Source organism: Bacillota bacterium, assembly GCA_040757085.1.
In the GTDB taxonomy this organism is placed as follows: Bacteria; Bacillota; Sulfobacillia; order JACIYH01; family JACIYH01; genus JACIYH01.
In genome coordinates this window covers 1-24459 of record JBFLXJ010000006.1, presented here as the reverse complement: position 1 = coordinate 24459, position 24459 = coordinate 1, and the positions used below count along the sequence as shown (strand labels likewise).

General features: G+C 67.0%; 23 protein-coding genes. 8 read left to right on the top strand and 15 right to left on the bottom strand.

The genetic code is table 11. From position 1 onward, the window contains the following. Positions 1–116 precede the first annotated feature (116 nt). The 3 genes from AB1446_02155 to AB1446_02145 form a co-directional block, all read right to left on the bottom strand. On the bottom strand, positions 117–1061 hold the full coding sequence (locus AB1446_02155; protein MEW6545708.1) for a UbiA family prenyltransferase: 945 nt from the start codon (positions 1059–1061) through the stop codon (positions 117–119). Further along, positions 1058–2515, bottom strand: coding sequence for a hypothetical protein (locus AB1446_02150; protein MEW6545707.1), 1458 nt, complete (start codon positions 2513–2515; stop codon positions 1058–1060). Before AB1446_02150 ends, AB1446_02155 begins: the two co-directional genes overlap by 4 nt. A 262-nt stretch (positions 2516–2777) precedes the next feature. Beyond that, entirely contained in the window at positions 2778–3506 is a 729-nt protein-coding gene (locus tag AB1446_02145) for a Crp/Fnr family transcriptional regulator (GenBank protein ID MEW6545706.1), read from the bottom strand. Positions 3507–3725: 219 nt separating this feature from the next. Here AB1446_02145 and AB1446_02140 point away from each other — a divergent pair, with 219 nt between their 5' ends. Continuing rightward, positions 3726–4157, top strand: coding sequence for a helix-turn-helix transcriptional regulator (locus tag AB1446_02140; GenBank protein MEW6545705.1), 432 nt, complete (start codon positions 3726–3728; stop codon positions 4155–4157). Between the two features lies 1 nt (position 4158). Next, the gene (locus tag AB1446_02135; protein MEW6545704.1) at positions 4159–4350 is read left to right on the top strand and encodes a hypothetical protein; all 192 of its coding nucleotides are present in this window, start codon (positions 4159–4161) and stop codon (positions 4348–4350) included. A 69-nt stretch (positions 4351–4419) separates the two neighbouring features. Here AB1446_02135 and AB1446_02130 read toward each other — a convergent pair whose 3' ends face one another. From AB1446_02130 to AB1446_02110, 5 genes are all read right to left on the bottom strand, one after another. Then, on the bottom strand, positions 4420–4989 hold the full coding sequence (locus AB1446_02130; GenBank protein ID MEW6545703.1) for a Chromate resistance protein ChrB: 570 nt from the start codon (positions 4987–4989) through the stop codon (positions 4420–4422). 63 nt (positions 4990–5052) lie between these two features. Beyond that, a complete protein-coding gene (locus AB1446_02125) occupies positions 5053–6378 on the bottom strand; it encodes an MFS transporter (GenBank protein MEW6545702.1) in 1326 nt (441 codons plus the stop codon). Between the two features lie 19 nt (positions 6379–6397). Continuing rightward, positions 6398–8314, bottom strand: a complete 1917-nt coding sequence (locus AB1446_02120) for an aldehyde ferredoxin oxidoreductase family protein (protein MEW6545701.1) — start codon at positions 8312–8314, stop codon at positions 6398–6400. Further along, complete coding sequence (locus AB1446_02115; protein ID MEW6545700.1) at positions 8311–9237, bottom strand: TIGR04076 family protein; 927 nt, start codon at positions 9235–9237, stop codon at positions 8311–8313. Before AB1446_02115 ends, AB1446_02120 begins: the two co-directional genes overlap by 4 nt. 179 nt (positions 9238–9416) lie before the next feature. Next, on the bottom strand, positions 9417–10607 hold the full coding sequence (locus AB1446_02110; protein ID MEW6545699.1) for a S8 family peptidase: 1191 nt from the start codon (positions 10605–10607) through the stop codon (positions 9417–9419). Positions 10608–10849: 242 nt separating this feature from the next. Between AB1446_02110 and AB1446_02105 the strand changes: the two genes are divergently transcribed. The 4 genes from AB1446_02105 to AB1446_02090 all read left to right on the top strand — a co-directional run bounded on the left by AB1446_02105 (position 10850) and on the right by AB1446_02090 (position 14506). Then, positions 10850–12421 carry an ATP-binding cassette domain-containing protein gene (locus AB1446_02105; GenBank protein MEW6545698.1) on the top strand — a complete coding sequence of 524 codons (1572 nt, stop codon included), beginning with the start codon at positions 10850–10852 and terminating at the stop codon, positions 12419–12421. After that, positions 12367–13014 (top strand): energy-coupling factor ABC transporter permease, encoded by a 648-nt coding sequence (locus AB1446_02100; protein ID MEW6545697.1) that lies wholly within the window; start codon positions 12367–12369, stop codon positions 13012–13014. Before AB1446_02105 ends, AB1446_02100 begins: the two co-directional genes overlap by 55 nt. Beyond that, positions 13011–13319, top strand: a complete 309-nt coding sequence (locus AB1446_02095) for a PDGLE domain-containing protein (protein ID MEW6545696.1) — start codon at positions 13011–13013, stop codon at positions 13317–13319. Before AB1446_02100 ends, AB1446_02095 begins: the two co-directional genes overlap by 4 nt. Positions 13320–13405: 86 nt before the next feature. Then, positions 13406–14506: an Ldh family oxidoreductase gene (locus AB1446_02090; protein MEW6545695.1), complete on the top strand. Its 1101-nt coding sequence runs from the start codon at positions 13406–13408 to the stop codon at positions 14504–14506. Here AB1446_02090 and AB1446_02085 read toward each other — a convergent pair. From AB1446_02085 to AB1446_02070, 4 genes are all read right to left on the bottom strand, one after another. Further along, a complete protein-coding gene (locus AB1446_02085; GenBank protein ID MEW6545694.1) occupies positions 14503–16437 on the bottom strand; it encodes an aldehyde ferredoxin oxidoreductase family protein in 1935 nt (644 codons plus the stop codon). The two genes, AB1446_02090 and AB1446_02085, sit on opposite strands and share 4 nt — an antisense overlap. Before the next feature lie 75 nt (positions 16438–16512). Further along, positions 16513–16926 (bottom strand): SCP2 sterol-binding domain-containing protein, encoded by a 414-nt coding sequence (locus tag AB1446_02080; GenBank protein ID MEW6545693.1) that lies wholly within the window; start codon positions 16924–16926, stop codon positions 16513–16515. Positions 16927–16970: 44 nt separating this feature from the next. Further along, the gene (locus AB1446_02075) at positions 16971–18173 is read right to left on the bottom strand and encodes an iron-containing alcohol dehydrogenase (protein ID MEW6545692.1); all 1203 of its coding nucleotides are present in this window, start codon (positions 18171–18173) and stop codon (positions 16971–16973) included. 105 nt (positions 18174–18278) lie between these two features. Next, positions 18279–19190: a dihydrodipicolinate synthase family protein gene (locus AB1446_02070; protein MEW6545691.1), complete on the bottom strand. Its 912-nt coding sequence runs from the start codon at positions 19188–19190 to the stop codon at positions 18279–18281. Between the two features lie 179 nt (positions 19191–19369). Between AB1446_02070 and ytaF the strand changes: the two genes are divergently transcribed. Next, entirely contained in the window at positions 19370–19993 is a 624-nt protein-coding gene (gene ytaF, locus AB1446_02065; GenBank protein ID MEW6545690.1) for a sporulation membrane protein YtaF, read from the top strand. A 38-nt stretch (positions 19994–20031) separates the two neighbouring features. On the opposite strand, the gene AB1446_02060 is transcribed toward ytaF, so the two are convergent. Next, the gene (locus AB1446_02060; protein ID MEW6545689.1) at positions 20032–21729 is read right to left on the bottom strand and encodes a D-aminoacylase; all 1698 of its coding nucleotides are present in this window, start codon (positions 21727–21729) and stop codon (positions 20032–20034) included. A gap of 20 nt (positions 21730–21749) precedes the next feature. Continuing rightward, positions 21750–22634, bottom strand: coding sequence for a DUF1848 domain-containing protein (locus AB1446_02055; GenBank protein MEW6545688.1), 885 nt, complete (start codon positions 22632–22634; stop codon positions 21750–21752). A 234-nt stretch (positions 22635–22868) separates the two neighbouring features. Between AB1446_02055 and AB1446_02050 the strand changes: the two genes are divergently transcribed. Next, entirely contained in the window at positions 22869–23426 is a 558-nt protein-coding gene (locus AB1446_02050; GenBank protein ID MEW6545687.1) for a biotin transporter BioY, read from the top strand. A gap of 9 nt (positions 23427–23435) precedes the next feature. Here AB1446_02050 and AB1446_02045 read toward each other — a convergent pair. Further along, positions 23436–24459: HD domain-containing phosphohydrolase (locus AB1446_02045; protein MEW6545686.1), on the bottom strand; the 1024-nt coding region annotated here is incomplete at its 5' end.

Below are 24459 nucleotides of genomic sequence, written 5' to 3'. Positions count from 1 at the left end.
GGTGTTATGCACCACGCCTGCTCATTCCTTCACGCCCGGGCCAGGTGCACGCCTGGCCCGCACCAATGAGCAGATCCCCGTGGCAGCGGGCGTGGTCAGCTGGTCCGCCGGCGTAATCAAATTACAGGGCGGATGGCCACGAGCAGGAAGAGGCCAGCCAGGTACGGACTACTCAGCTTGAAGAGCAGCCACGCCCGTTCCGGGGTGGGCCGCAGCATAACCGCTACACTCATGGCGAGCACCGGAAGCTGCATGGCTGCCAGCAGCAGGGTGCCGACCGCACCCAGTCGGACCACGGCGGGCAGGGCCGATGCCAGCGCACACAGGCCCACGGCGGTCCAACCCACACAGCGGGAGGCCTTTTCCACCCCTATGGCCACGGGCAGCATGGGCACCCCTGCCCGCCGGTAATCATCGACGTACCGGATGGCCAGGCTCCACACGTGGATGGGCGTCCACGCCACCACCAGGGCCGCCAGCAACAGTGCTGCCGGGCTAGCCGCCTGGCCGGTTACGCCAGCCGTCACCACCATGACCGGCGCCCCTCCCCCCGGGGACCCCAGGATGACGTTCCACGCGGTCCTGGGCTTGGACCAGCCGTTGTAAACCAGGGCCACGTCGGCCACCCCGAATAACAGCCAGATGGTGCTCCAGAGATGCCCGGTCAGGACGGTCAGCATAGTAGCTGCTGCGACCAGTCCCACGCCCAGCCCCAAGCTCTCTCCGGGTGCCAGGCGCCCCGAAGGGATGGGACGGTGCCGCGTGCGTGCCATGGTGGCGTCCATGCGGCGATCGATGTAACCGGTGATGGCATTTGTCCCCATGCTCCCTGCGAGCACCGCCAGCGTGCTCAGCAACAGACGCGACGATGCCCGTGAGCGCTCACCCGGGGGTACCACGGTGAACAGCACGTAGATTCCCGCTGCCAATCCCACGAAGGTGAGGAGCACTACCGAGCGGAGCTTGGTAGCTTCCACCATGGCCACCGCCCGGCTTGCCCGCCGCACCCTCCCCGCGCCCGCGCCGGTCGGGACCGCCACCACGGTATTGCCCCCGTTCATGCCTGCCACCCCGCAGATTCCGACCCGGCAACCGCCGACCGCGGCTCGCTAATCCCCCGCGCGGAAGCCGCAGCCAGCGCCAGGTGGCGCGACCAGTCGCCCCGGACCCGGAGGAGGTCCACCAGGCGCCACCCCAGGAAAATGGCCAACACCACCAGGAACGTCCCCAGGCCCGCGTCGATGAACCACCACGTCCACGTCACGTCGACCCCGGGCGGCCCGAACATGTACACCACGGCGAAGGTGAAGGCGAGGTCGCCACCCACCAGTACGCCCCATCCCAGGGCACGGCGGATCCATCCCTGCTGCCCCAGGTAGTCCGCCACCAGAAAGATCATGATCGTAGCGCAGAGTGCGGCCAGCACGTGCCAGTGACCGCTCAGGAAGCGGCGCTCGTACTCAGCGGGGATAACCCGGAAGTAATCGTCCAGGTTGAAGGCCACGGACATCCCGGGGAACGTCACCACGAAGTTGACAAACACCTGTTGAAACAGCATGCCAAAGTACAGGGGATCACCCGCCACGGCCGCCAGCCGCCGGCCGGGGGCCGCCCCGCGCGCAGCCTCCCACCATCCGTATATCACCAGAAGGAGGGCGGCCGGCAGTACCAGGGCCGCACCGACGTAGATGGCCTTGTGCGCTGCTTCCCACACCATCACCGACCAGCACGCCAGCGCCATGATGGTGCTGCCCGCGATGGCTATGGGCATGGCCACACGGTGCAGGGGACCCTTGAAGTCCAGGTAGCGTCCCACCAGGAGCATGATGGCCACCGCAATCAGAGCCAGCATGATGTGCAGGTGCCCGATGACGGCCAGCTGGGCCACCGTGTGGTGCGGTGCCCGGATGGCATCCTCAGCCAGGAATGCCTCGAATCCGTTACCGAAGTAGGCCCCCGCGCCCGCACCCAGGGCGGCTGAACCGAGGGTGAGCACGGTCACCGTGAAGAAGGCCACCCGCTCCAGGGAAATCCTGCCCCACCGGGCATAGGCGGGATGGGGGTTCGGGTGACGGGGCGGCCAAAGCCCGTGGGCCAGCACCACCCCGGCATAAAACATGAGAACGAGGCCGGCGACGAAGAGACCGTGCAGGATCCAGCTGCGGACCAGGTAAGCAAAGGCCAGCCCGGCCAGGCTGCTCACCATGTACCCGACCGTGGCGGCGGTGCGCACGGTACGCACGTGCCAGGGACTGGTGGGCACCAGATCCAGGATCAGGTAGGTGATGGCTGCCACGAAGGGCATGGCCAGGGAGTGGTAGAGCATGATCTTGCGCCCCACCGCCTCTCCCTCCACCAACCGAAAGGGAAGGGCAGCCGCGATCCCCAGTTCAAGGAGGGGTCCGGAAAGCGTGGAGAGCACAGCCACCAGCAGGGCGTCCCAGGCGGTGGCCATCAGCAGCAGACCGTGCGTGGTCGCGAACAGGTAATGGAGCCGCTTGCCGAGTCCTGACATCCCATCACCTCCTGCCCTGCCACACGCGCCACCGCGAGAAACCGGCAAGGGGCCGTCCCGGGGCACTCCGCCCGCCCCGGTGGTATACGTTTGGGTGGCGTGGCGCTGCCTGAAGGATAGCACGCACGAGAACGGGGCTCATTGATCAATGTCAATTTGCCGGTGCGCCGCCACCCCGGTATCATACCCATAGACTGCACCGTCCCAACAAAAGATCAACGGGCACCCCCCGGCGGGTACCGTTGAGCAGAACGGCGGGATCTCAGCCAAGACCGCAAAAGCGACGCAGCGCGGGCAGGTCCCTGATCACGATGGCCCGCCCGTGCGTTTCTACCAGGCCAGCTACCTTCAGGGACGACAGGGCCCGGACTGCCGTCTCCTTGGTGACCCCCAGGATGTCTGCCATCCGCTGGCGGTGGAGCTGGATGGTTACCGGCTCATCCGGACCGCGGTGCTGCTCATCGCCAGCGATATGGCTCTCGGCGAGCCGCACCAGCAAGCGGGCCAGGCGCTGCCGGCAGTTGGTGCTGGCCAGCTCCCGCAGGCGCACGTAAGACTCGTCCAGCAGGCCCGCCATCACATCGAGCAGGGCGCGGGCAAGCTCCGGACAGCGTCCCAGCAGTTCACCGTGGGACGCCACCGGGAAGTGACATACCTCAGCGTCGCTGACCGCCACCACGCTATAGCAGTTGAACCGGCGCCTGCCGGTGAACTGACACCCACCTATCACATCGCCGGGATGCGCGAACCGCATGGTGTGCTCCCGGCCCTCTTCGTCGAGCAGGAAGATGCGGACCAGCCCTTTGCGCAGTACGTACAGTCCGTCTGCCGGTTCCCCCTCCCGCAGGATGAACTGGCCCGCCCGGTAATTACGCAACAGGGAACAACTGGCGAGGGGTTCCACGTAGCCGCCTGTGACCACGAAGTCGAAGGGCCGGCCCGGCAACGCCGCCGGACAGTTGCTGCATCGCCCGGGTACGGCTTCCCCCATGACCGCATCCCCCCTTGTTCTCTTCGACACAAGAGGGGACTCTCCTCGCGCCTCACACGTCAGGCGTTCGCAAGCTCGAAAGCCGAGCGGCCCGTGTCAGGCAACCGGCCGGCACCCGGGAATACGCCCGTAGTTGACTCCACGCCCGGGTCGGTATATAATGTCATCACGTATATGTGACCTGCATATAAATGGCCCACGGCCGAGGAGGCGATACCCTTGTGCGATGAGCAGTCTGATCACCGACACGGGGAGTGCGGGTGCCGTCCCCGACGGGGCGAGAGATTTCTTGAGGCGTGGCTCCTGTTGTTGCTGGAGGAAAGGCCGGCCCACGGCTACGAGCTCATGGAACGCCTGAGTGAAGTCATGGGTGCCGGCAGTTATCCGGACGCGGGGACGGTGTACCGGAACCTCCGCCGCATGGAGGAGGACGGCCTGGCAACTTCAACCTGGGACATGGAAGGAAGCGGTCCTGCCCGGCGCCTCTACCGGCTCACCGATTCGGGAAGGGAACTGCTCCACGCCTGGGCCTCCGACGTGGACCAGCAGCGACAGCGCCTGGAATCTTACCTGGAGCGGTATCGCCGCATCTTGGGCAAACCCGCTCCCCACGCAGGCAGTGACGAAGGAACAAGGGAGGGAGGTGAATGAAATGTCCTGTTGCCAAACCGCCACGCGCCACCACGGGCACGCCTGGCACACGTGCTGTGGGGGTGGCCACTTCCACCGGCGCTTCCTCAGTCGCGAGGAGCGGGTGGAGCGGCTGCGCCGCTACCTGGAGGAACTCAGGGCCGAAGCCGCCCAGGTAGAGAAGGAACTGCGTGCCATGGAGACCGAAGGTTAAGCGACACCGTGAGATTGGAGCAGGCTCCGGAGCAACCCCGGAGCCTGCTCGTCACCTGCCGGTTCGGCCTTACCCGGGCGCCCGGCCTCCCGCAACCTCCTGCCCCTCGCTGGCCGCATAGATCCTCGCCGCAAAAGCCTCCAGGGCCTCCCGGCACTCCCCCAGGCGCGCCCGGGCTTCTTGTGCTCTCGCCGCACCGAAGAAGTCCCGCCCCTCAATCTTTCCCAGCCAACCGCGCAGTCTCTCGAGGTTCTCGTCGTTTTCCTCCAGTTCCCCAAACGTGAAGTTCCGGCGTTCGGTTTCCCGACGTATTTCCTCCAGAAACGCCGCGCACTGCTCGAGGAACTCCCCGTATTCCGCATCGCGCTCGCTGTTGAACCGCGCGACCACCCTCTCCTGCTCCGCGGGATCTGAGGCTTCAGCCAGGAACATCAAGCTTTCGCCGCCTGCGGCCTCGATCTCCCTGGCCACGGCCCCGAACAGGTCACGGTTGGCCTCAGAATCCGGGAGGACGCAGACCGAGTTCTGCAGGTAGACGGCCCCTGCTCCCTTCAAGCGCCGCCAAACGGCCACCCGGTACCGTGAAGGTTCGGGCGGGATCTTGTAGACCAGGAGCAACCACTTGTGACCCTCAGTCATGAGATTCGCCCCCTGTAGTGACGGCCGCTGCTTCAGCAGGGCAGCAACCCGCCAGCGCAGCGCTCACTTCCGCCTCGACCTGCTCTTGCCAGGGCGGGGCGCACCGGACCCCGCCAGGACCGCGGCGGTGATGGTACCGATGCCGAGCAGCACGGCGGCTACGATGAAGGCCCCCCCGAAGTGACCGGTGAGGTCAGCCAACCATCCTGTTACCGCAGGGGCGAGGAAGGTGGGCACCGTGGAGGCCAGGTTGAGTATCCCGAAGGCGCTGGCATACGCTTCCCGGGGCGTGGCAGCGGCCACCTCTGCCACCAGCAAGGGATCCACCACCAGCTTGCCCGTCAGACCGTACAACACCACACCACCGTACAGAGCTATGCGGCCGGGAACAAGCCCCACCATGAGCACGGCCAGCGCCGCGGCCGGGAGCAGCACCACCAGGGCTGCTGCCCTCCGCACCCCGCTTTCCCGGCCGGGCCGGTCCGCCCAGGCGGCTGCCAGCAGCGACGCCGGCACCGATAGCAGCGGCACCAGGGCAGCCACCAGGCCGGCCTCGGTGCCTTCCAGGCGGCGTGCAACCTGCAGGTAGAACGGCAGCCAGGTCAAGAGGACATAGAACGCGTACATGCTGCAAAAGGAAGTGCCGGATGCCAGGAGAAGAACGCGTCTCGTGGGCCTTACCGCAACCCCCTTGGCCGGACGCAGCGACCGCTCCGGCACCGACCCACCGCTGGTGGCGTCCCCCGCCAGCGCACTTGCTGCCGAACGGTCTTCACGGACCAGGGCCGTCATAAGGACGCCCAGACCGGCAGTGAACACTGCCAGGATCAGGAAGACGGCGCGCCACGGGACGTGCCAGCGATATAGCACCAGGGCCCCTGCTCCCCAGCCCGCCAGGATGCCCGCGCTCATGCCCGCGTTGATGAGGGCCAGGGCCCTCGCCCGGCGTTCCGGCGGGACAGCAGCAGTTGCCAGGGCGTACTGCGTCGAATAATAGCTGCCCTGGCCCAGGCCCGTGGCAACTCGCGCAACCGTAAAGAGACCCAGGCCGGGTGACAGGGCACTGGCCAGGGTGCCCCCCGCATGCACGAACCACCCCGCCAGCAACACCAGGCGGCGGGACACCAGGTCACCCAGGACTCCGGCCGGAACCTGCATGAGGGCATACGCCAGAAAAAAGGCCGAATTGATCAGGCCCAGTTCGGTGTGGCCCAGCGACCACTCCTGTTCGAGCAGTCTCATGGCTGCGGACAGGATGGTGCGGTTGGCGTACATTATGACCCAGCCGGTGAAAAACAGCACCACCAGCACCCGCCAGCCCGCAAGTCCGGCGCGCAGGACCCGCCGGCCCGTCGGCACCGCCCGCCTCACCGCCGTCGGATGGGGCATGCCCCCCTCTCGCATCTCCTTAACTGCACCCGCCCGGTGCGGCGGCGCCGGGATTGACAGATATCTCCAGGCCCAGACGGGACAACGTCTCTCCCTTGGGAAGCCCGGTGGACAAATCCCAGCCCCGGGCGAGGTAGTATTCGTCCAGCATCTGGTCGAGTTCCACCACGCTGCCCGCCGACGGCCCGCTGTCGGGAGGGAGCGGCTCCCGGGTGAAGCGATCGGGCAGGGTGTCGTCTGCCCGCCCCAGACCCAGGCGAGCGTTGTAGCAGCGCTCCAGGTTGACCAGTCGCTCGCAGGATGCTTGCAGTTCCTCCTCCGAGAATTCCCAGCCCGTCGCAGCAGCCAGTATGCAGGCGGCCTGGTCGTAGGGAAGAATCTCCATGTTAACCAGGGTATTCTTGCACACCTGCAGACAGTCCGCCAGCGCGCACCGTTCCTCGTAGTACTTGACCAGCCTGCCCTTGCCCCGCGGAGACAGGCGCTGCGCCGCCTCCGCCTCTCCGAAGCGGCGCGTGGCTTCCTCGCTATCACCGGTGAGCTCGAACCAGGGCTCGGAGCGCAGATGATCCCCTCCCCGGCTGGCCACTGCCACACCCAGGGCGTAACCCTTGATCCCGCGGGGATCGGCCTGGAATACCTCCAGGCCTTTGACATGCATGGCGTACCGCTCGCTCCCGCGCCCGATCAGTTCGGCCGCCCGGCGCACCCCGCCGGCCAGGACATCCCCGATCCCTTCCCGACGGCAGATTTTTTCGAGAAGGGCCAGGATGGTGTTAGCGTTTCCCCAGCGCAGATCCAGCCCGTCCGCTTCACGGGAACTCACCAGGCCGGCTTCGCCCAACTCCATCACGAAGGAAATCGCCTCCGAAGCGGAGATGACGTCCATCCCGTAACGATTGCACATATCTATGGCCCGCAGTGCAACCGCCAGGTCGTCGTTCCCCACCCGGGACGAGAACCCCGCCAGGCCCTCGAATTCGGGTCCCTCGCTGGCCAGGCCCGCGAAGGGCCCCGATTCTATGCGGAAGAAACGGCTGCAGGGGATGGTACACCCGAAGCAGGCCTTGCCCTTCACGCGGTAGGTGGCAGCAAGACGCTCCCCGGACACCCGGTCCACCCCGGGGAAGCAACCGGTGCGGAAGTGGAAGCTGGCGAGGCAGCCCAGGCCGTGGAGGGCACGCACCAGGCGGGTGGTGCCCAGCCGGCGGCGGGCATCGTATTCCGGGTGCGCGAATATGGCGGCATCGGCGGTGCCCACCAGGGAGGCGAAGGCGGCAGGGTCGGCGACCCTGACCATCCCCCTGCCCCTCACCGCCACCGCCTTGCGGTTCTTGCTCGCCATCACCGTCCCCATCCCGGTGCGGGCGGCCGGACGGGCCAGGTTGAAGAATACCCCCGCGAAAAGCACCCCGTTTTCGGCCGCCGGACCTGCCACTCCCACCTGCACTCCCTCATCACCCAGTTCGGACCTGATGGCCTGCTGGGTTTCCCATACGTCCAGGCCCCACAGGTGCTCTGCCGGGCGCAGATGAGCACCCTCGTCGGTGATGAACAGATATACCGGCCGCGGAGCCCGGCCCTGGATGATCACCTGATCGAAACCGGCGTACTTGAGTTCCGGGCCAAAAAAGCCGCCCGCGTTGCTATCACCCAGGATGCCGGTGAGCGGGGAACGCGCACTCACGTTGACGCGGCAGGCTCCCGGAAAGTGGGTGCCCACCAGGGGGCCAGTCGCAAACATAAGCCGGTTTTCCGGTGACAGGGGATGCACCCCGGGGGTGACCTCATCGTACAGGACCCGCATGTTGAGGCCCCGTCCGCCCAGGAACCGGCGCGCCACCCCGTGGTCAAGCGGCTCGATGGTGCTCCGACCGGCGGTCAGGTCCACCAGCAGTACCCGGCCAGCGTATCCACATCCCCACCGTGCGCTCATTTCACCTGACCCCCGGCTTCGCACTCAGCAGCACCGCCGTCCCTGCGTCTACCCGCAGTCGCCTCACCAGCCACCCCCGGCCCGGTCGCAGCCGCGTGCCGGAGGTCGCCTGCCCTGCCGTAGCGCAGGGCCCCGGTGGCGCACCTGCCCACACAGGCAGGATCCCCCTCACACAGGTCACAGATGAGAGGAAGGGCGGTGTCGGGGTGAATCCTGATGGCCCCGAAGGGACAGGCCGCCACGCAATCTCCACACCGCATGCACAACCCGGCATCCACCCGCACCGCACCCGTCCGGGGGTTGCGGGCCAGGGCACCGCAGGGACACACCTGCACACACCGCGCCACCCCGCACTGACGGCACACCACGGGCTCGTCCGCCCCCCCGACCTCATCCTTTCTCACCGTGATACGCGAGAGGGAAGGGGCAAAAACTCCCTCGTGCCTGTAGCTGCAGGCCAGCTCACAGGACCGGCAGCCGGAACACATCCGGCTGTTGACCAGCATCCGGGGAAGCGGCCCCCTTTCGTTCCCCTCGGCGGGAGTCCACTGGCGCGCGTTCGGCTGCTCGACCAGCGTCCGGCCAGTTGGAGCCGGTCGCTCGACCGCCGAGTCGCCCCGTGCACCCGGTTGGTCGACGGGCGACCGGTCGCGGGCATCCAGTTGCTCGATGCGGAGGATCACCATACCGTCCGGATCCGGACAGGTCACCCGGAAGGTCCGGGGGATCCAGTCGTTTTCCTCGGCTATGCGCCGCTGCTTCACCGGCAACAGGGGGAGAACGCTCTGCAGCGCCCACATGCAAAAGTAGCGCCCATCAGGAATCGACAGGCGGCTGCCCCGGAGCTCGCAATAATCACCGGGACGCATGGGCATATCGCAAAAACCCCTCACTTCTTCAACCACTATCCGCAAGTCGTACATGGAACACCCTCCCGACCGGGCCGCTGCGGGAAACATGCAGAGACTTTCGCCAACCACAGCGGATTACCCTTGTCGAAAAAATGGGCAGCCGCCTGGGATGGCCACCCCGAAAGCAGCAGGATGGCGGCCAGCGAGGCCGCCATCCTGCCCAGCGTGCAAAGCAAGGTCAGGACATCGCGTCAGCGGGAACCCACCGCAGCCTGGGCGTCCACCAGCCCCGCTCCCACCCAGGTAGACGGATAGGGCAGAGGTTCAGCAGTTGCCATCAGATGCTGGCGTACCTGGTCGGGAGACGCCGGCCCCTGGGCTGCCAGGTAGAGAGCCACCGTACCCGCCACATGGGGGCTGGCCATGGAAGTGCCGCTCGCGGTCGCGTACCCGCCATCGTTCCAGGTGGACAGGATGCTCACGCCCGGCGCGGCTATATCCACCTCCGGCCCCCGGCTCGAGAAGTCGGGCACCGAGTCATCTGCCGCCGTGGCCGCCACGGCGATCACTTCGGGGTAGCGGGCTGGGTAGGCCACCGTGTCTTCCTCGGGGCCGGAGTTGCCCGCAGCGCAGACTATGGTGATGCCGCTGTTGTATGCGGCAATGACCGCGTCATGCAGGGCCGGGCTGTCCGTGGAACCCCCCAGGCTCATGTTGATGACCTGCATGCCGTTGTCGATGCACCACTGAATTCCCTCGATGATGTCGGAGTAGTACCCGGAGCCGGTGCGATCCAACACCTTGACGCCGTAGAGCCAGGCCTCCGGGGCAACTCCCACCACGCCGATGGTATTGTCCACGGCTGCCACGATGCCGGCCACGTGGGTGCCGTGCCCGTTATCATCGTCCCACCCGTCAGGGCCCTTCCTCTTGTACACACCGGTCTGGATGGCCAGGTAGCCACCCTTCAAGTTGTCCACCAGGTCGGGATGATCCTTGTCGATCCCGGTGTCCACTATCGCCACCTTGACGCCCGTGCCCCGCGAGGATGCCCAGGCCAGGTCGGCATCGATGCGGTCCACTCCCCACGGCAGTTGCTGCGCGGGCTGGGCCGGTGGCTTGCGCGCCAGGGCAAAGGCCCGCGCATCCTCCTCCACGCGGGCTACCCAGGGATGGGAAGCCAGGGCGCGCGGGACCACGGAGGGGAATTCCACGGCCAGGGCATTCACCACCCACAACCGGTGGATAACTCGGGCCCCGTGCTGGTGGGCCACGGCCAGCTGTTCTCCGGCGGGCACCCCGGGCCGGAACACCACGATGTACCGGTGGCCCTCGGCCCCTGGAGAAGCGGCCCTCGGAGTTGCAGCCGCCACCCACCCGCCGCCCACGAACACGCCGCACATAAGCAGGACAAGGACCAGCAACCACACTGGGCGCCTCATGTCTCGCCACCTCCCATCTAGCATGGACAGATTACCCCCGAACTGCGAGGGAAAGCTCAGGGCAACCCCACAATCGGTGATTGATACTTCGCTGATACTCCAGATTATTCCTCCCCCGTGGCAGAAACCACTCCATATGCCGGCGGACGAGCAACACAGCTCAGGAGGCGTCAAGGGGCGAGGCGTCAAGGCACGTGGCACCATCCGGAAGTTCGTGCTACAATACGGGTGGCGGTGAGGGTATGGTCGGGGTCCCCGGGCTGGCGCGAAGCAATATTCCGGTAGCCGGTTTCCTGGCCTTGATAGTTGTGCTGGTGAACCTGGATCATGCCGGGTTGCTGGGAGGAGCGGCCCTCCTTCTCGTGGCCGCCTGCCGGTGGCGGGGCCTTTCCTGGCGGTGCCTGACGGGGCGGCTGGCATACCCCCTTCTGCTGGGGGCCACGACCACGGCGGTACTGGGGCTCACCGGACCACCCCCGTTCGTGGCCCCGCTGCAGGTGCGATTCCCGTTGCTGCACTTCTCCCTTCCCGGGCTTGGCCAGGGGCTGATCCTCTCCCTGCGCATGGTTTCCGCCCTCCTGGCTGTGATGCTGCTGGTCAGCATCGTGGGCTGGACGGGCATCCTGCGCACCCTCCGCCACCTGGGCGTTCCCCCTGTACTCACCAGCCTGATCGCCAGTACTGTTCGCTACGGTGACCTCGTGCATCACGAAATCCTGCGCATGCAGCGGGCTCTCGGTTGCCGCGCGTTCCACCTGGGCAGTGTGCTCCATCCCCGCACGGCGGGGACGCTGGGACGTTTGCTCGGAGCCTCGCTGCTCCGCACACTGGATCGCGGGGAGCGGGTCCACCAGGCCATGGTGGCGCGCGGGTACAGGTCAGGAGGACCCCTGCCGGGTGAGGTGCCACCCGTACCCCGTCCCCGCACAGGTGAGGAGAGGCAAAGCGCACACCGCGGGGAGGAAGCCGTGGCGGTGGGTGAGATGGCGGTGGAGGTGCGGGATCTCTGGTTTTCCTACCCGGGCGGCCCGCTCGTCCTCAAGGGGATATCCCTCACCGTGGGCCCGGGCAGCCGGCTGGCGATCCTGGGCCCCAACGGAGCGGGCAAGTCTACCCTGCTCTTTCACCTGAACGGCTTGCTCTCGCCCGGTCGCGGTGAAGTGCGCATACGGGGACGCCGCCTCGACCGGGAAGCTTCCCACTGGGCCAGGACCCAGGTGGGCTTTGTCTTCCAGGATCCTGACGACCAGGTGATCGCCCCCACGGTGGCCGACGACGTGGCCTTCGGCCCTCTGCAACTGGGCTGGCCTCCCGCCCGCGTGGCCGAGGCGGTGGCGCGCGCCCTCGACCAGCTGGGGATAAGTCACCTGGCCGAGCGACCGGTCCAGGACCTATCGCTGGGTCAGAAGCGCCGGGTGGCCCTGGCGGGAGTGCTCGCCATGGATCCCCCCATCCTGGTGCTGGACGAACCCACCGCCTTCCTGGATCCCGCCACCCAGACTGAGCTGGTGGCTTTCCTGGAGGCGCTGAGCGCCGCGGGCAAGACCATCATCCTGGCCACCCACGACGTGGACCTGGCCGCGGCCTGGGCAGACCGCATCCTGGTGCTGGAAGGAGGTGAGGTACTGGCGGCGGGCACGCCCGGCCTGCTGGCAGATGCGAACCTGGTGGAGCGTGCCCGGCTGCGCATGCCCTGGGCGGTTACTCTGACACCACCCGGAATCGACCCCGGCAACTTCCTCGACGAGGAGGCGAAAAGATGCACATTCCGGACGGCTTTCTGGACCCCAAGACCCTGGTCGGCACAGCGGTAGCGAGCGCGGGAGCCGTGGGATACGCAGCCTCGCGCCTGAGCAGGGAGCTGGAAGAACGCCAGGTCCCGGTGCTGGCCGCCATGTCCGCGTTCGTTTTTGCGGCCCAAATGGTGAATTTCCCTATCGCGGGCGGCACCTCGGGGCATCTGCTGGGAGGGGCCCTGATCACTATCCTCTTCGGGCCTTGGGCGGCTAGCCTGAGCCTCACGGCGGTTCTGATAATCCAGGCGTTGCTGTTCGGTGATGGAGGCGTCACCGCCCTCGGGGCAAACGTCTTCAACATGGCGGTGATAGGAACCCTTACCGCCCACCTGACCTACCGGATGCTGCGACGGGGCGCCGGATTCCACCCGGTAGCGGCTTTCCTGGCCAGCTGGTTGTCGGTGCTGGTAGCAGCACTGGCCGCTGCCCTGGAACTCGGCATAGCGGGCACCGTGCCGCTGCGGGTGGCCGTTCCGGCCATGGCGTCGTGGCACGCCCTCATCGGGCTGGGCGAGGGGATCATCACCACGGCGGTCCTGGCCTACGTGGCGCGCGTCCGCCCGGCTCTGCTCGGCCTACCTGAAACCGCGGCAGGAGGGATACGGTCATGACGCACTCCTATCAAGGGGCAGAAAAAACGCACTGGTGGATCCTGGCCGCAGCCATCCTGGTAGCCCTGCTGCTGGCGCCCATCGCGTGCCCCTGGCCGGACGGCCTGGAGCGGGTGGCAGAGGACTGTGCCTTCTTGGGAAGAGCTATCACCATGCTGCAGGCACCGATCCCCGACTACTCCCTGCCGGGCGTACCGGGCGGCGCAAGTACGGCCCTCGCTGGCCTGCTCGGGGTGCTGGTGACCTTCGCAGCGGTGTGGTGGCTGTCCCGGGTCGTGGTCCATCGTACTGGCCGGCATTGCTGACGGTTGCCGGCCCCTGCCATTTCCGGTAGGAGAAACGGGGGCCGTGTCGAAAACCAAAGCAAACGCGGTAAGGGGAGGCGAAACCAGTGGCCGAAGGAGCCAGCCAGCCCGTATACATCAGGGTCGACGCACAGGTGATGAAGGACTTGGTCGCCCGCATCCTGGAGCGGGTCGACGTCCCCCCCGACCAGGCGGAAATCATAGCTGACGTCCTGGTCCGGGCGGATCTGCGGGGGATCGAATCCCATGGGGTGCAAAGGCTGAATACGTACTACCTGAACCGGTTGCGGGTTGGACGGATAAACCCCCGCACAGAGGTGACGGTGGTACAACGCAGCGCGGGGCTGGCGGTGCTGGACGCCAACAACGGCATGGGCCAGGTTGCTGGGGTGCACGCCATGCGCATGTGCCTGGAGATGGCCGCGGAAGTGGGGATGGCAGCCGTCCTGGTGCGCAACAGTAACCACTACGGGATCGCCGGTTACTATGCCATGATGGCCCTGCCCCACGACATGATCGGCATCTCCCTGACCAACAGCCAGCCCCTGGTGATCCCCACCTACGGGCGCAAGAGGATCATCGGCACCAACGCCATCAGCGTGGCTGCCCCAGCCGGGGAGGAGCGCCCCTTCGTGCTGGACATGGCGACCAGCGTGGTGCCCATCGGTCGCATAGAAGTGTACAGCCGGCGCCGGGATAAGGTGCCGCCCCACTGGGGAGCGGACGAAGCGGGCAAACCCACCGACAATCCCGACCGCATCCTGCACGGGGGCGGGCTTTTCCCTCTGGGAGGGCCGGCGGAAACATCGGGTTACAAGGGATACGGCCTGGCCAGCGTGGTGGACATCCTGTGCGGAGTGCTATCGGGAGCCGGTTTCCTCACCCACGTCTTTCCGCCCGGTGATCCCCAGGGACGGCCGTCGAACGTGGGCCACTTCTTCGCCGCCATCAAGATAGACGCCATCATGCCCCCGGCCCAGTTCAAGGCCCGCCTGGATCAATTCATCCGCGAACTCAAGAACTCCCCGAAGGAGGAAGGCCAGGACCGCATCTACCTGGCGGGAGAGAAAGAATTCGAGGCGGAGGAGGAAAGGGCCCGCGAGGGCATCCCGGTTAACGCGGTGGTGCTGGAGGAGATCAGGAACAACTGCCGCGAACTGGGCGTCCCCTGGCCCTTCCCCTTCTAACGCTCCTCCGGACTCCCCGCCCGCCCAAGGCCGGCCAGGGCCAGGCCCAGGCGAGCCAGGGTCTCGGGACGGGGTATCCCCTGCTCGTCAAGGCCGCGCAGGCGGTAAAACTCATCGAGCATGGACTCCAGGTCGGGGCTTGACCCCGCCACGGGCCCCTCGTCGAACGCCCTCAGCAACCGGGCCGGGAGGCGATCGTCCCGGCGGGTAACGCCCCGAGCCGTGTTGATCAACCGTTTCAGCATCCAGACCCGTTCCCCGGCTTCCCGCAATGCACCCACGGTCCACGCCCTACCGGTGACGGCTTCCACGGCCTGGCAAACATCGGTGTCGTCCAGGGCTACCAGGATGAAGTAACAGAACAGCAGGCAGTTGCAGGCCAATCCCGTGAAGTCCTGTGCCGCCACCACCACCGGAGCCTTGCCCCCGGCGGACGGCCCGGGGAGAGGCTCTCCCAGTCCGAGCCCGGGCATGGTGGCGGCACCCTGCTCCAGGAAGTAGTTGATCTCCGAAACGTGGCAGGCTCCGCGGTACGAGGTGGCGTACGCCAGGGCCATGCCGTGGTTGGCCCGGGGGTCGTGCATGGGGACTTCCAGCCCCTTGACATGCACGGCGGCCTCCCCGATGACCGCCGCCACCCCGTCCCCCCGGCCGCCGTGGTGGTCGAGCAGGGCGGCCGCCAGCCGTCGCGTCCCCTGCTCCAGCCATCTCCCCAGCCCCTCCCCCCCGGCCGCCCTGCGCACCGCCTCCACCATGGCGGCGGCGTCACCCCAGCGCAACCGGAGGCCCCCCGTCATCTCCGGGGGGAGCAGCCCCACCTCGTCCAGCTCCGTGGCCATGGCTAGCGTGGCACCCAGGCTGATGGTGTCCAGCCCCGCCCGGTTACACAGTTCGTTGGCGCAGGCGATGGCACCCAGGTCGCCGACCTCCAGCAGGCTTCCCAGCGCAGCCAGTGTCTCGTACTCGGGCCCCGGCCCCTCCGCCTGCCACGGGCCCCCGGGTCGTCCCGGTTGTGGCGGCCCCACGCGCACCCGGCGCTTGCACCCCACCGGGCAGCCGAAGCAACTCTCCTTGCCCACCAGGATGGACTCGTAACTGGTGGCATTTATGGCCTCCACACCCGCCCAGGTGGGACGGGACCAGTTGCGTACGGGCAAATCCCCGCTCAGGCTGGACAGGTCAATGGAACTGGCGGTGCCCGCGAACGAAAGGGACTGGGTGACAATGTGCTCCCTGATCTTCTCCAGCATGCGGGTCCGCACTTCGCGGAACAGGGCAGGATCGGCGACCGGGGGCGGGGTCCTGCCCCACACGGCGATGGCCTTCAGGTTCTTGCTCCCCATGACCGCCCCCATGCCGGTGCGGCCGAAGGCATGGCCCCGGTTGTGGATGATGGCCGCCAGGGGAGCCCGCCGTTCCCCCGCGGGACCGATACACCCCACCGCGGCAAGCGACCCCCGCGGGGCTCGCTCTAGCAGGGCCAAAGTTGTCTCGTAAGTGTCCCGGCCCCACAAATCCTCGCCGGGGTGGATTTGGGCACCTCGGTCCGTGATCTCCAGCCAGCAGGGCCGCACCGCCCGCCCCCGGATCAGGATACCGTCCCACCCCGCCCACCTGAGCGCAGGACCGAAGTTGCCGCCGGCGTTGGCCTCCCCCCAGATCCCCGTGAGGGGCGACAGGGCGCACACCACCGATCGTGCCGTGCCGGGGAGCCCGCTCCCGGTGAGCGGGCCGGTGGCGAAGACCAGGGGAGAAGCCGCCTCCAGGGGATGCAGCCCGGCCAGGGCAGACCCCAGCTCCTGGTAAATGAGCCACGCCCCCAGCCCACTTCCTCCCACGAACCGCTCCGCCCAGCTTGACGGCCAGGCACGAACCTCCACCTGTCCGCGGGTCAGGTCCACTTCCAGGTACCGCCCGTGGTAACCGGTCACCGGCCTCACCTCCGCACCGAGTGGTTCAAGACGGGGCCACCGCCCGCGACACCCGCACGATCATGGCAATGCCGCTCAGGGCTGGCGGCCTTTCTGCTCCAGGTACTGCCGGTACAGGGTGAACGCCGGTCCCAGGACCGGTACCAGTTTAATGGCCACGGATACCGGCCCCTGGGCCACTATCTGGCGCCGGGCCAGAGCGGTGAGCAGGTTCACCTTACCCAACCAGAACTCGTGGGCCACGTCCGCCTTCATGGTCATGACCACGTCGGGCTTGATGTCGGTGGGCCCCAAGATCACGTCATAGGGCGGCGGCTCCTGGGGATTCTTGGCGTTGATGGTGATCACGGCCTCGGGCTCCTGATACTGGAACTGGATGAGGATCTTTGAAGCTGCCACCTTGGGTGCCAGGTCGGGATGCTCCCGGCCCTGTCGGAAAAGACCTCCGAGCAGGTCGTACAGGTCCTCGGCGTCCTTGAAATACGGCATGCAAACTTCCCCCTTCGCATTGGGATGGCCATCGGATTGGATGGCTACAGGACAGACCTCACCATGGCCACCAGGTCCTGATACTCGGGCCAGCGCGGGTTGGCGGCAAGCGACCCGTCAGAAAGGGCCAGTTCCGCCACCACCGGCACCGCCTCTTCCCCCACCCCCGCCGCCCGCAGGCTGCGCCTTATCCCCAGCGAATCTATGAACCGGGCTGTCTCCTCCACCACCCTGGCCGCCGCCTCCGCCATGTCCGCCTCACCGTACCCCTCCGCCGCCGGCAGGCCCGGCAGGCCCATGGCCCGGCCCAACTCCACCAGCCGCACCTCGTTACCCGGCAGGTTGAAGCGCACCCCCTCGGGCAGGAAGATGGCGTTGGCCAGACCGTGGGGCACTCCGTAGCGCCCGCCCACGGCATGGGCAAGGGCGTGTACCACTCCCACCATGGGATGATTGAACGCCATGCCGGCCAGGCAGGCCGCCACCTGCATATGGGCCCGCGCCTCAAGATCGGTGCCGCAGTGAACGGCCCGGGGCAAATTTCGCCAGATCAGGCTCACCGCCCTCAGGGCCAGGGCGTCGGAGATAGGATCCCGATTGCCGGAAAGGAAAGCCTCGACGGCGTGGGTAAGGGCATCGATACCCGTGGTGGCCGTCAGCAGGGGAGGCATTCCCACCGTCAGTTGGGGAGCCAGGACCGCCAGGTGAGGAGCCAGGTACGCACTCACAAAGGGGAGCTTCTCGCCCAGGTCAGGATCCCTGATCATGGCAAAAAAGGTGACCTCACTGCCCGTGCCCGCTGTGGTGGGGATGGCCACCAGGGGACGCAGGGGCCGATCCAGTACCCCCACCCCCTGCAGGTCCAGGATGTCCTGCCCCGTGGACACCATCATGTTGATGGCCTTGGCGGTGTCGATGCTGCTACCGCCTCCCACCGCCACCAGTACCTCGGCTCCTGCCTCCAGATACGCCGCAGCACCCCGCCGTACCACGCCCACCGAACTGTCGGGGGCCACTTCCCCGAATACCTCAACCCCCACCCCGCGTCCCCGCAGAGAGTCCACCACCAGCCGCACGGGCTCGGCCCCTGCCAGGTCCCGGTCCGTGACCAGCAGCACGCAGCAGCGTTGATCGGCCCGCGCCGCCAGGCCCAGGACCTCGTCGCCCAGGCCGGAAAGTGCCTGCATCCCCGCCACGATGCGGGTGGGCAACTGAAACTGGAAGAAGTCCCACACGGCCTCTCGCACCCCCTCGCCCCCCCTCTGCCCGCGCCCATCACATGCGCAGTCACCTGTCCAACCTGTGCCGGAAAACGGGATGCCCCAGCCACCGCTCCCTGCTTCTGGCCGCCATCAGTGCTCGTTACAGCCAGCCAGAGCGCCCGCCTGTATGAGGATGGTGCGCAACTGGGCCCGCACAGCCTCGTCCAGGGGGAGAATCGGGGGTCGGGGCGGACCACCGTAATAGCCGATCATGTCCAGGGCTGCCTTGAGGCCTGCGACTCCCCACCGGCTGGTCACGGCCGCGTTGGCCGCCAGTATCTTCAGCTGGAGCAAACGGGCCTCCTCCAGCCGCCCCTCCTGGGCCATGGAAACGATGCCGGCACACTCGTCGGGCAACACGTTGGCCACCGCCAGCGTGCCACCCACACCGCCCATCAGGATGGTGGGCAGGAGGAAACTACCCGACCCCGCGAAAACGGCAAATCCCTCCGGAGCCCCGGCCACGATCTCGGAAATCTGTACGATGTTCCCGGAACTGTCCTTCACCCCCACGATGTTGGGGTGCTGCGCCAGCTCCACCACCAGGCTGCTGGAAAGGTTCAGGCCCGTGTTCCCGGGCATGTTGTAGACCATCACCGGGATTGGGGATGCTTCCGCCACATCCAGGTAGAACCGCTTCAGGGCCGCATCGGTCATGGAGCCCTTGTAATAGTACGGGTTGAGCACCAAAGCCGCATCGGCCCCCAGCTGGGCCGCCCTCCTGGTGAAACGGATGGTGGCCCGGGTGGATTCACAGCCGGTACCGGCGATCACGGGCCGGTCAGCGGGGAAATGCTCGCGCACGAACCCCACCAGGGCTTCCTTCTCATCGGGGTCCAGGAGCGCAAACTCCCCATTGCTCCCCAGCACTACCAGACCCGCCAGACGCGTGGCCGCCCATCGGTCCAGGTTCTTCCGCAGGGCCCCGTACGCTATCTCTCCATCCTCCCCAAAGGGTGTGGGAATGGGCGCAAACACTCCTCTGAACATCGGTTCCGCCATCGTATCACTCCTTCGGGCCGCCTCGACCTTGCCACAGTTCCAGACGGCATCCAGTCACACCTGGGTTTCCCCGGCGGCACACGGGAATCCTGCTGGTCAGACGGCCGATGCTGCGGTAAAGTGGAAAGTGGGGGAGATGGCTGCCGCGTATACTGGGAAGGTGAGCGAGGTGACGGATCGTGCCGGATTGGCCGGTATTACTGCTGACCATTGCCCTGAGCCTGGACGGCCTGGGCGCAGGACTCTCCTACGGCATCAGGGGCACTCGCTTACCTCCTGCCGCGTACCTGGTCATCGCCCTGCTCACCGGGGTTCTCATGAGCGCATCCATCGCGGCCGGTCAGTCCATCCGAACCTCTACGGACGCGGCAGTTGCCTCGACCCTCGGGCGGCTCCTGCTGATTGCCGTCGGGTTGTGGGAGGTGTACCAGGGATGGCATCAGTACCTGCGCCGCGCACGGACGCCATCCCTCGCCACCTGGCGCCTCCGCCCGCTGGGCATCGTTGTGCAAATCCTGCGCGATCCCGAGGCGGCCGACCTCGACAGGTCGGGTCGCATCGACGCCGGTGAATCGGCCCTGCTGGGTCTGGCCCTGGGCCTGGACGCCTTCGGCGCAGGATTCGCAGCGGGGATGCTCGCGTTTCCCGCCCACGTGGTGGTGACGGTGTCGCTGGGCTGCGCGGCCTTCGTGGCCGCCGGCGTAACCATAGGGCGTGCCTCGACCCGCGCCTGCTTGCCGGGGCAGGCGTCGGTGCTCCCGGGACTGCTCCTCATACTGCTCGCCGCGTTCCACCGCACATGACCCGGCCCCTCTGCCCTGCCCCCGCAGACGTCATTCCCTCAGGTGGGGGTCGAGGAGAGAACGCATCCGGCGCGTGCCGATGCCGGCTGCCCGTTAACCAGCACATGCACTATGCCGCGGGGGCGCTGCCAGGGCTGTTCGAAGGTGGCCGTATCCTGGATAAGGTGAGGGTCAAACAACACCAGGTCTGCCCAGTATCCCTCGTGCACGAGGCCGCGGTCCCGGAGTCCCAGCTTCGCGGCGGGTAGCCCCGTCATCTTGCGTACGGCTGCTTCCAGGGAAATGACCCCCTCCTCCCGGCTGTAGCGCCCCAGAACGCGCGGAAAAGTGCCAAATGAGCGGGGATGGGGATGGCCGTCTCCCTCCAGGGGCAGGGCGTAACCATCCGACCCCACCATCACATCGGGCCGGGCCACGGCCTTCGCCACGTCATCTTCGTGCATGGCGTGGCCGATTACGCGCACATGGGGGCCGTACTCCAGCAGGAGGTCGAAAAAGAGCGTCCAGGCATCCTGGTCCTTTCCGGAGGCAAGAGCCGCCAGGTCCCTGCCGTCGGTGGACGGGTCTCCGGTGCCGTCCACAACGAAATCGCTCCATTCCATGCCGCGCACCGAGGACGTCCAGTCCGGTGTCCCCTCTGCCATGATACGCCGGATTTCCTCCCTCCCCCGGCGCGAGGCAAGAACCTTCCGCCAGTCCCCTTCCATGACCTGGGGGGGCAGGAAGCTTCCCAGCGAGGTATTGTAGGCGGTGTAGGGATACTGATCGCAGTCCACCGCCAGCCCTTCCTGGCGGGCAGCATCTATCATGGCCAGGGCCTCGCCCAGCCGGCCCCACATGAATCGGCTTTCCGCCTTCAGGTGGGAAATCTGGGTGGAGACACCGGCCCGGCGGGCGATCCCGATTGCCTCCGCCACGGCGTCCAGCAGCGTTTCGCCCTCTCCCCGGATGTGGGAGGCGTAAACCCCCCCCGCCTGCGCCACCACGCGTGCCAGTTCCACCAGTTCCTCGGTACCAGCGTAGCAACCGGGGTAATAGATGAGACCGGAGGACATGCCGGCCGCACCGTCCGCCATGGCATCCCCGAGGATTTCCTGCATCCGCCTCATCTCGGCCCGGTCGGGAGCTCGAGTGGCACGGCCCAGCACCTGCTCCCGGATGACGCCGTGGCCTACCAGGGCCACCACGTTCACCGCCGGCCGGCTGGCCTGCACGGCGCGCAAGTAGTCACCGAAAGAACGCCACCTCCACGGCACGTCGAACCCGCACGCCAGGAACGCAGCATCCTCCTGCATCAGGACGGCATTCTCGCCCCCTTCCGGTCCCGGCCACGGTGCCGGGGAGAAGCCACAATTGCCCACCACCACGGTGGTGACTCCCTGGCTCACCATGCTTTCCGCCCGCGGATCCGCAAGAATCGTAAGATCGGAGTGGTTGTGGATATCGATGAACCCCGGTGCCAGGCACAATCCCCGCGCGTCGAACACATTCCGTGCGCCGGGCCAGGACTGCCCTTCTTGGGTGATGCACCATGCGCCCGGCCAGGGCTGTCCTGCTCCGGGACCGGCGTCCTCACGGGAAGGATATTGCAGCCCTGCCCCGGCCTGAACCCGGGGCGGTGCCGGACGCCTGGAGATCCTGACTATTCTGCCGCCGGCCACGGCAACGTCGGCGAAGTAGGCGGGACCACCCGTGCCGTCGATGACGAGGGCCCCCACGATGATCAGGTCATACACACCCGGTCCCTCCCGAACCCCTACTGGGCCACCCCATGCGCCCCTGCCGCCGTCCCCTGCGGACGGTGTGGTGCGGCGAAACCGCGCGCGTAACAGTAGGCGCACCCGTGGTGGCAGGTCCCGTAGATACCTATATCCCGGCTCTCGACACACCGGCAGGCCGGGCGCTGTCCGGGGTCCTTCCTGCCGCTCGCCCGGATGCCGAAGGTTTCCCTTATCAAGCGGTCGTCGATGCATTTACCCGGAGGGACGCCCAGTGGAGTCAGGTCGCGGGCTTCTGCACAACTGAAGATATCCAGTCCCGCTGCGCGCGCTATCTGGGCCAGGTCTCGCAACAGGGCATCCGTGACCGGGGTGCCCGGCCCAGAAAGAACGAGGCCCACGGAGGCCCGTTTCGCCGCCCGGCGCAGATGGGCACCGGCGCGGCGGTAGTCGTCGAACACGCTGACCACTACCCTCCGGGTGAAGCCCGCCAGGCGAGCGGCAATCCTCTCGAATTGGCGACGGTGGTAGTCCGGCCCGGTGGCGTCGCTGAGGACGATGGGGTCATACCGCCAGATCACGGGTGCAGGCCGGATCAGGTCGGCCAGGCGGGCAAAGGTGTCGAGTATCTCGCGGAGCGGACGGACACCCGGTTCCAGGAAACGGGGATACCCGTTCACCGTAAATTGGAAGTAAAAGCGGTAGCCCCGCTCCCTCAGCTCCGGCAATTTGGGCAAGAGGGGCGCGGCATCCTTAGTCCAGAACACGATCACGTCGACATCTTCGGGCCGGAGGGAAACCAGCACCTGCCGTGCGGGGTTAAACGGGTTAGGATAGCTGCAGTACCCGGCACGGATCTGCTCCATGAACCACTCGCTGTAAAACCTGGGGATATCCGTTCGCCTGCTGGCGCTAATGATCACCGCGAACCACCCACCGTTCGGCTACTCCCCATCCTATCACGCCTCGCCCCAGGGAGAAAGGCCCCCTGCGGCGCGGTCAACCCCGCAGAAGGCCCCCGTACGATTCGACACGTCGTGGGGAACCGTGGCTGGTTCCCTCGAGAAGGTTCGCCCGCCCTGTTTCACGAACAACTCATTGACGCCGGCCACATGGAGGCCTGCCTGGAAGCGTACCTGCTGACGGGAGGAATAACGGTGCGTGCAAGAGTTCTCGCCCTACCGGCTCTTTTTGCAGCCGTCATCTCTGTGCTCGCTCAGGTGTCCATTCCCATCCCCATATCCCCCGTACCCATAACCGGGCAAATGCTGGGGGTGTTCCTGGCGGGAGCCATCCTGGGCAGCCGCCTGGGAGTGCTGTCCATCCTCACTTACATCCTGCTCGGTGCAGCCGGGCTACCGGTGTTCGCCCAGGGGCGCAGTGGCCCCGCCGTCATCCTGGGTCCGTCGGGAGGTTACCTCACCGGGTTCGTCCTGGGTACCTACCTGCTGGGTAAGGTGGTGGAGAGAAGGAGCCAACCGGCCTACGGGAGGACTGCCGCCGGCATGGCCCTTTGCCTGCTTGCCACGTACGCGGTGGGATGTACCCAGCTTGCGCTCGTGCTCCACCTCAGTCCTTCAAAGGCCCTCTGGGCAGGTGTGATCCCGTACCTCCCTCTGGACCTCTTCAAGCTGGCGCTGGCCACAGCCGTGGCCGTGCCCGCCCGGCGCTCGCTGGAGGCCGCGGGCCTCCTCACCCAGCTGCGGTCCACCTAGCGGGAGGCATCAGGCTACCCCCCTATCGGCAATTATTTCTTCTTCCGGAATCTGCAGGAAAGCGTCCACCACCCGGGGATCAAACTGCCTGCCCGCACCCCGCCGCAGTTCCTCCCGGGCCTGCTGGGCACTGAAAGCCTGCCGGTACGGCCTGGCCGACGTCATGGCATCGTAAGCATCCGCCACCCGGATGATCCGCGCCAGAAGGGGGATCTCCTCCCCCACCAGCCCCGCGGGATAACCGCCGCCACCGTAGTCTTCGTGGTGGTGCCGCACGGCAGCAATCACCGCAGCCGGAAACCTGGCCGGCTCTAAAATCTTAGCCCCCACCACGGGGTGACCCTGCATCTCCTTCATTTCTTCCTCGTCCAGACGCCCCGGCTTGAGCAGAATGCCTTCGCGCACACCGATCTTGCCCAGATCATGCAACAGCCCCGCCAGGTACACCTGCTCCTGCTCCTCAGCACCAAGCCCCAGCACGCGCGCGCACGCCCGCGCCCACCGCGCCACCCGCTGGGAATGACCCCGCGTGTAAACATCCTTGGCCTCCAGGGCCGCCGCCAGCGCCCGCACCGCATTCAGATAGTACTCGCGCAGCACCGAGTAAATACGCGCGTTCTCCAAAGCCAGCCCGGTCTGGCTCGCGATGGTCCCCAAATACCCCACTTCTTCCTCAGTCCAGCGCCGCGGTACGGGGGAATAAACCTTCAATGTGCCCAGAATCTTCCCCACCCCCCGCACCGGCACCACGGCTACCGCCCGCATCTCGGCCGAGTAGTAGGGCAGATGCATGTCCAATCCGCCGGCGGCCAGGTCTTCCACCACCACGGGCTCTCCCGTCTCCAGCACTTTGCCCAACAGGCTACCCTCGGGCCGGACGCGGCCTGCCCTGGCCTGCAGCTCCGCACCCATGCCCACGCTCGCCTTCAGCACCAGCTCGCCCGTCTCCTCATCGAGCAACCGCAGCACACACCACTCCGCCCCCAGCACATCCCTGACGCTGGCCAGGGCCGACTCAACGACCACATCCACG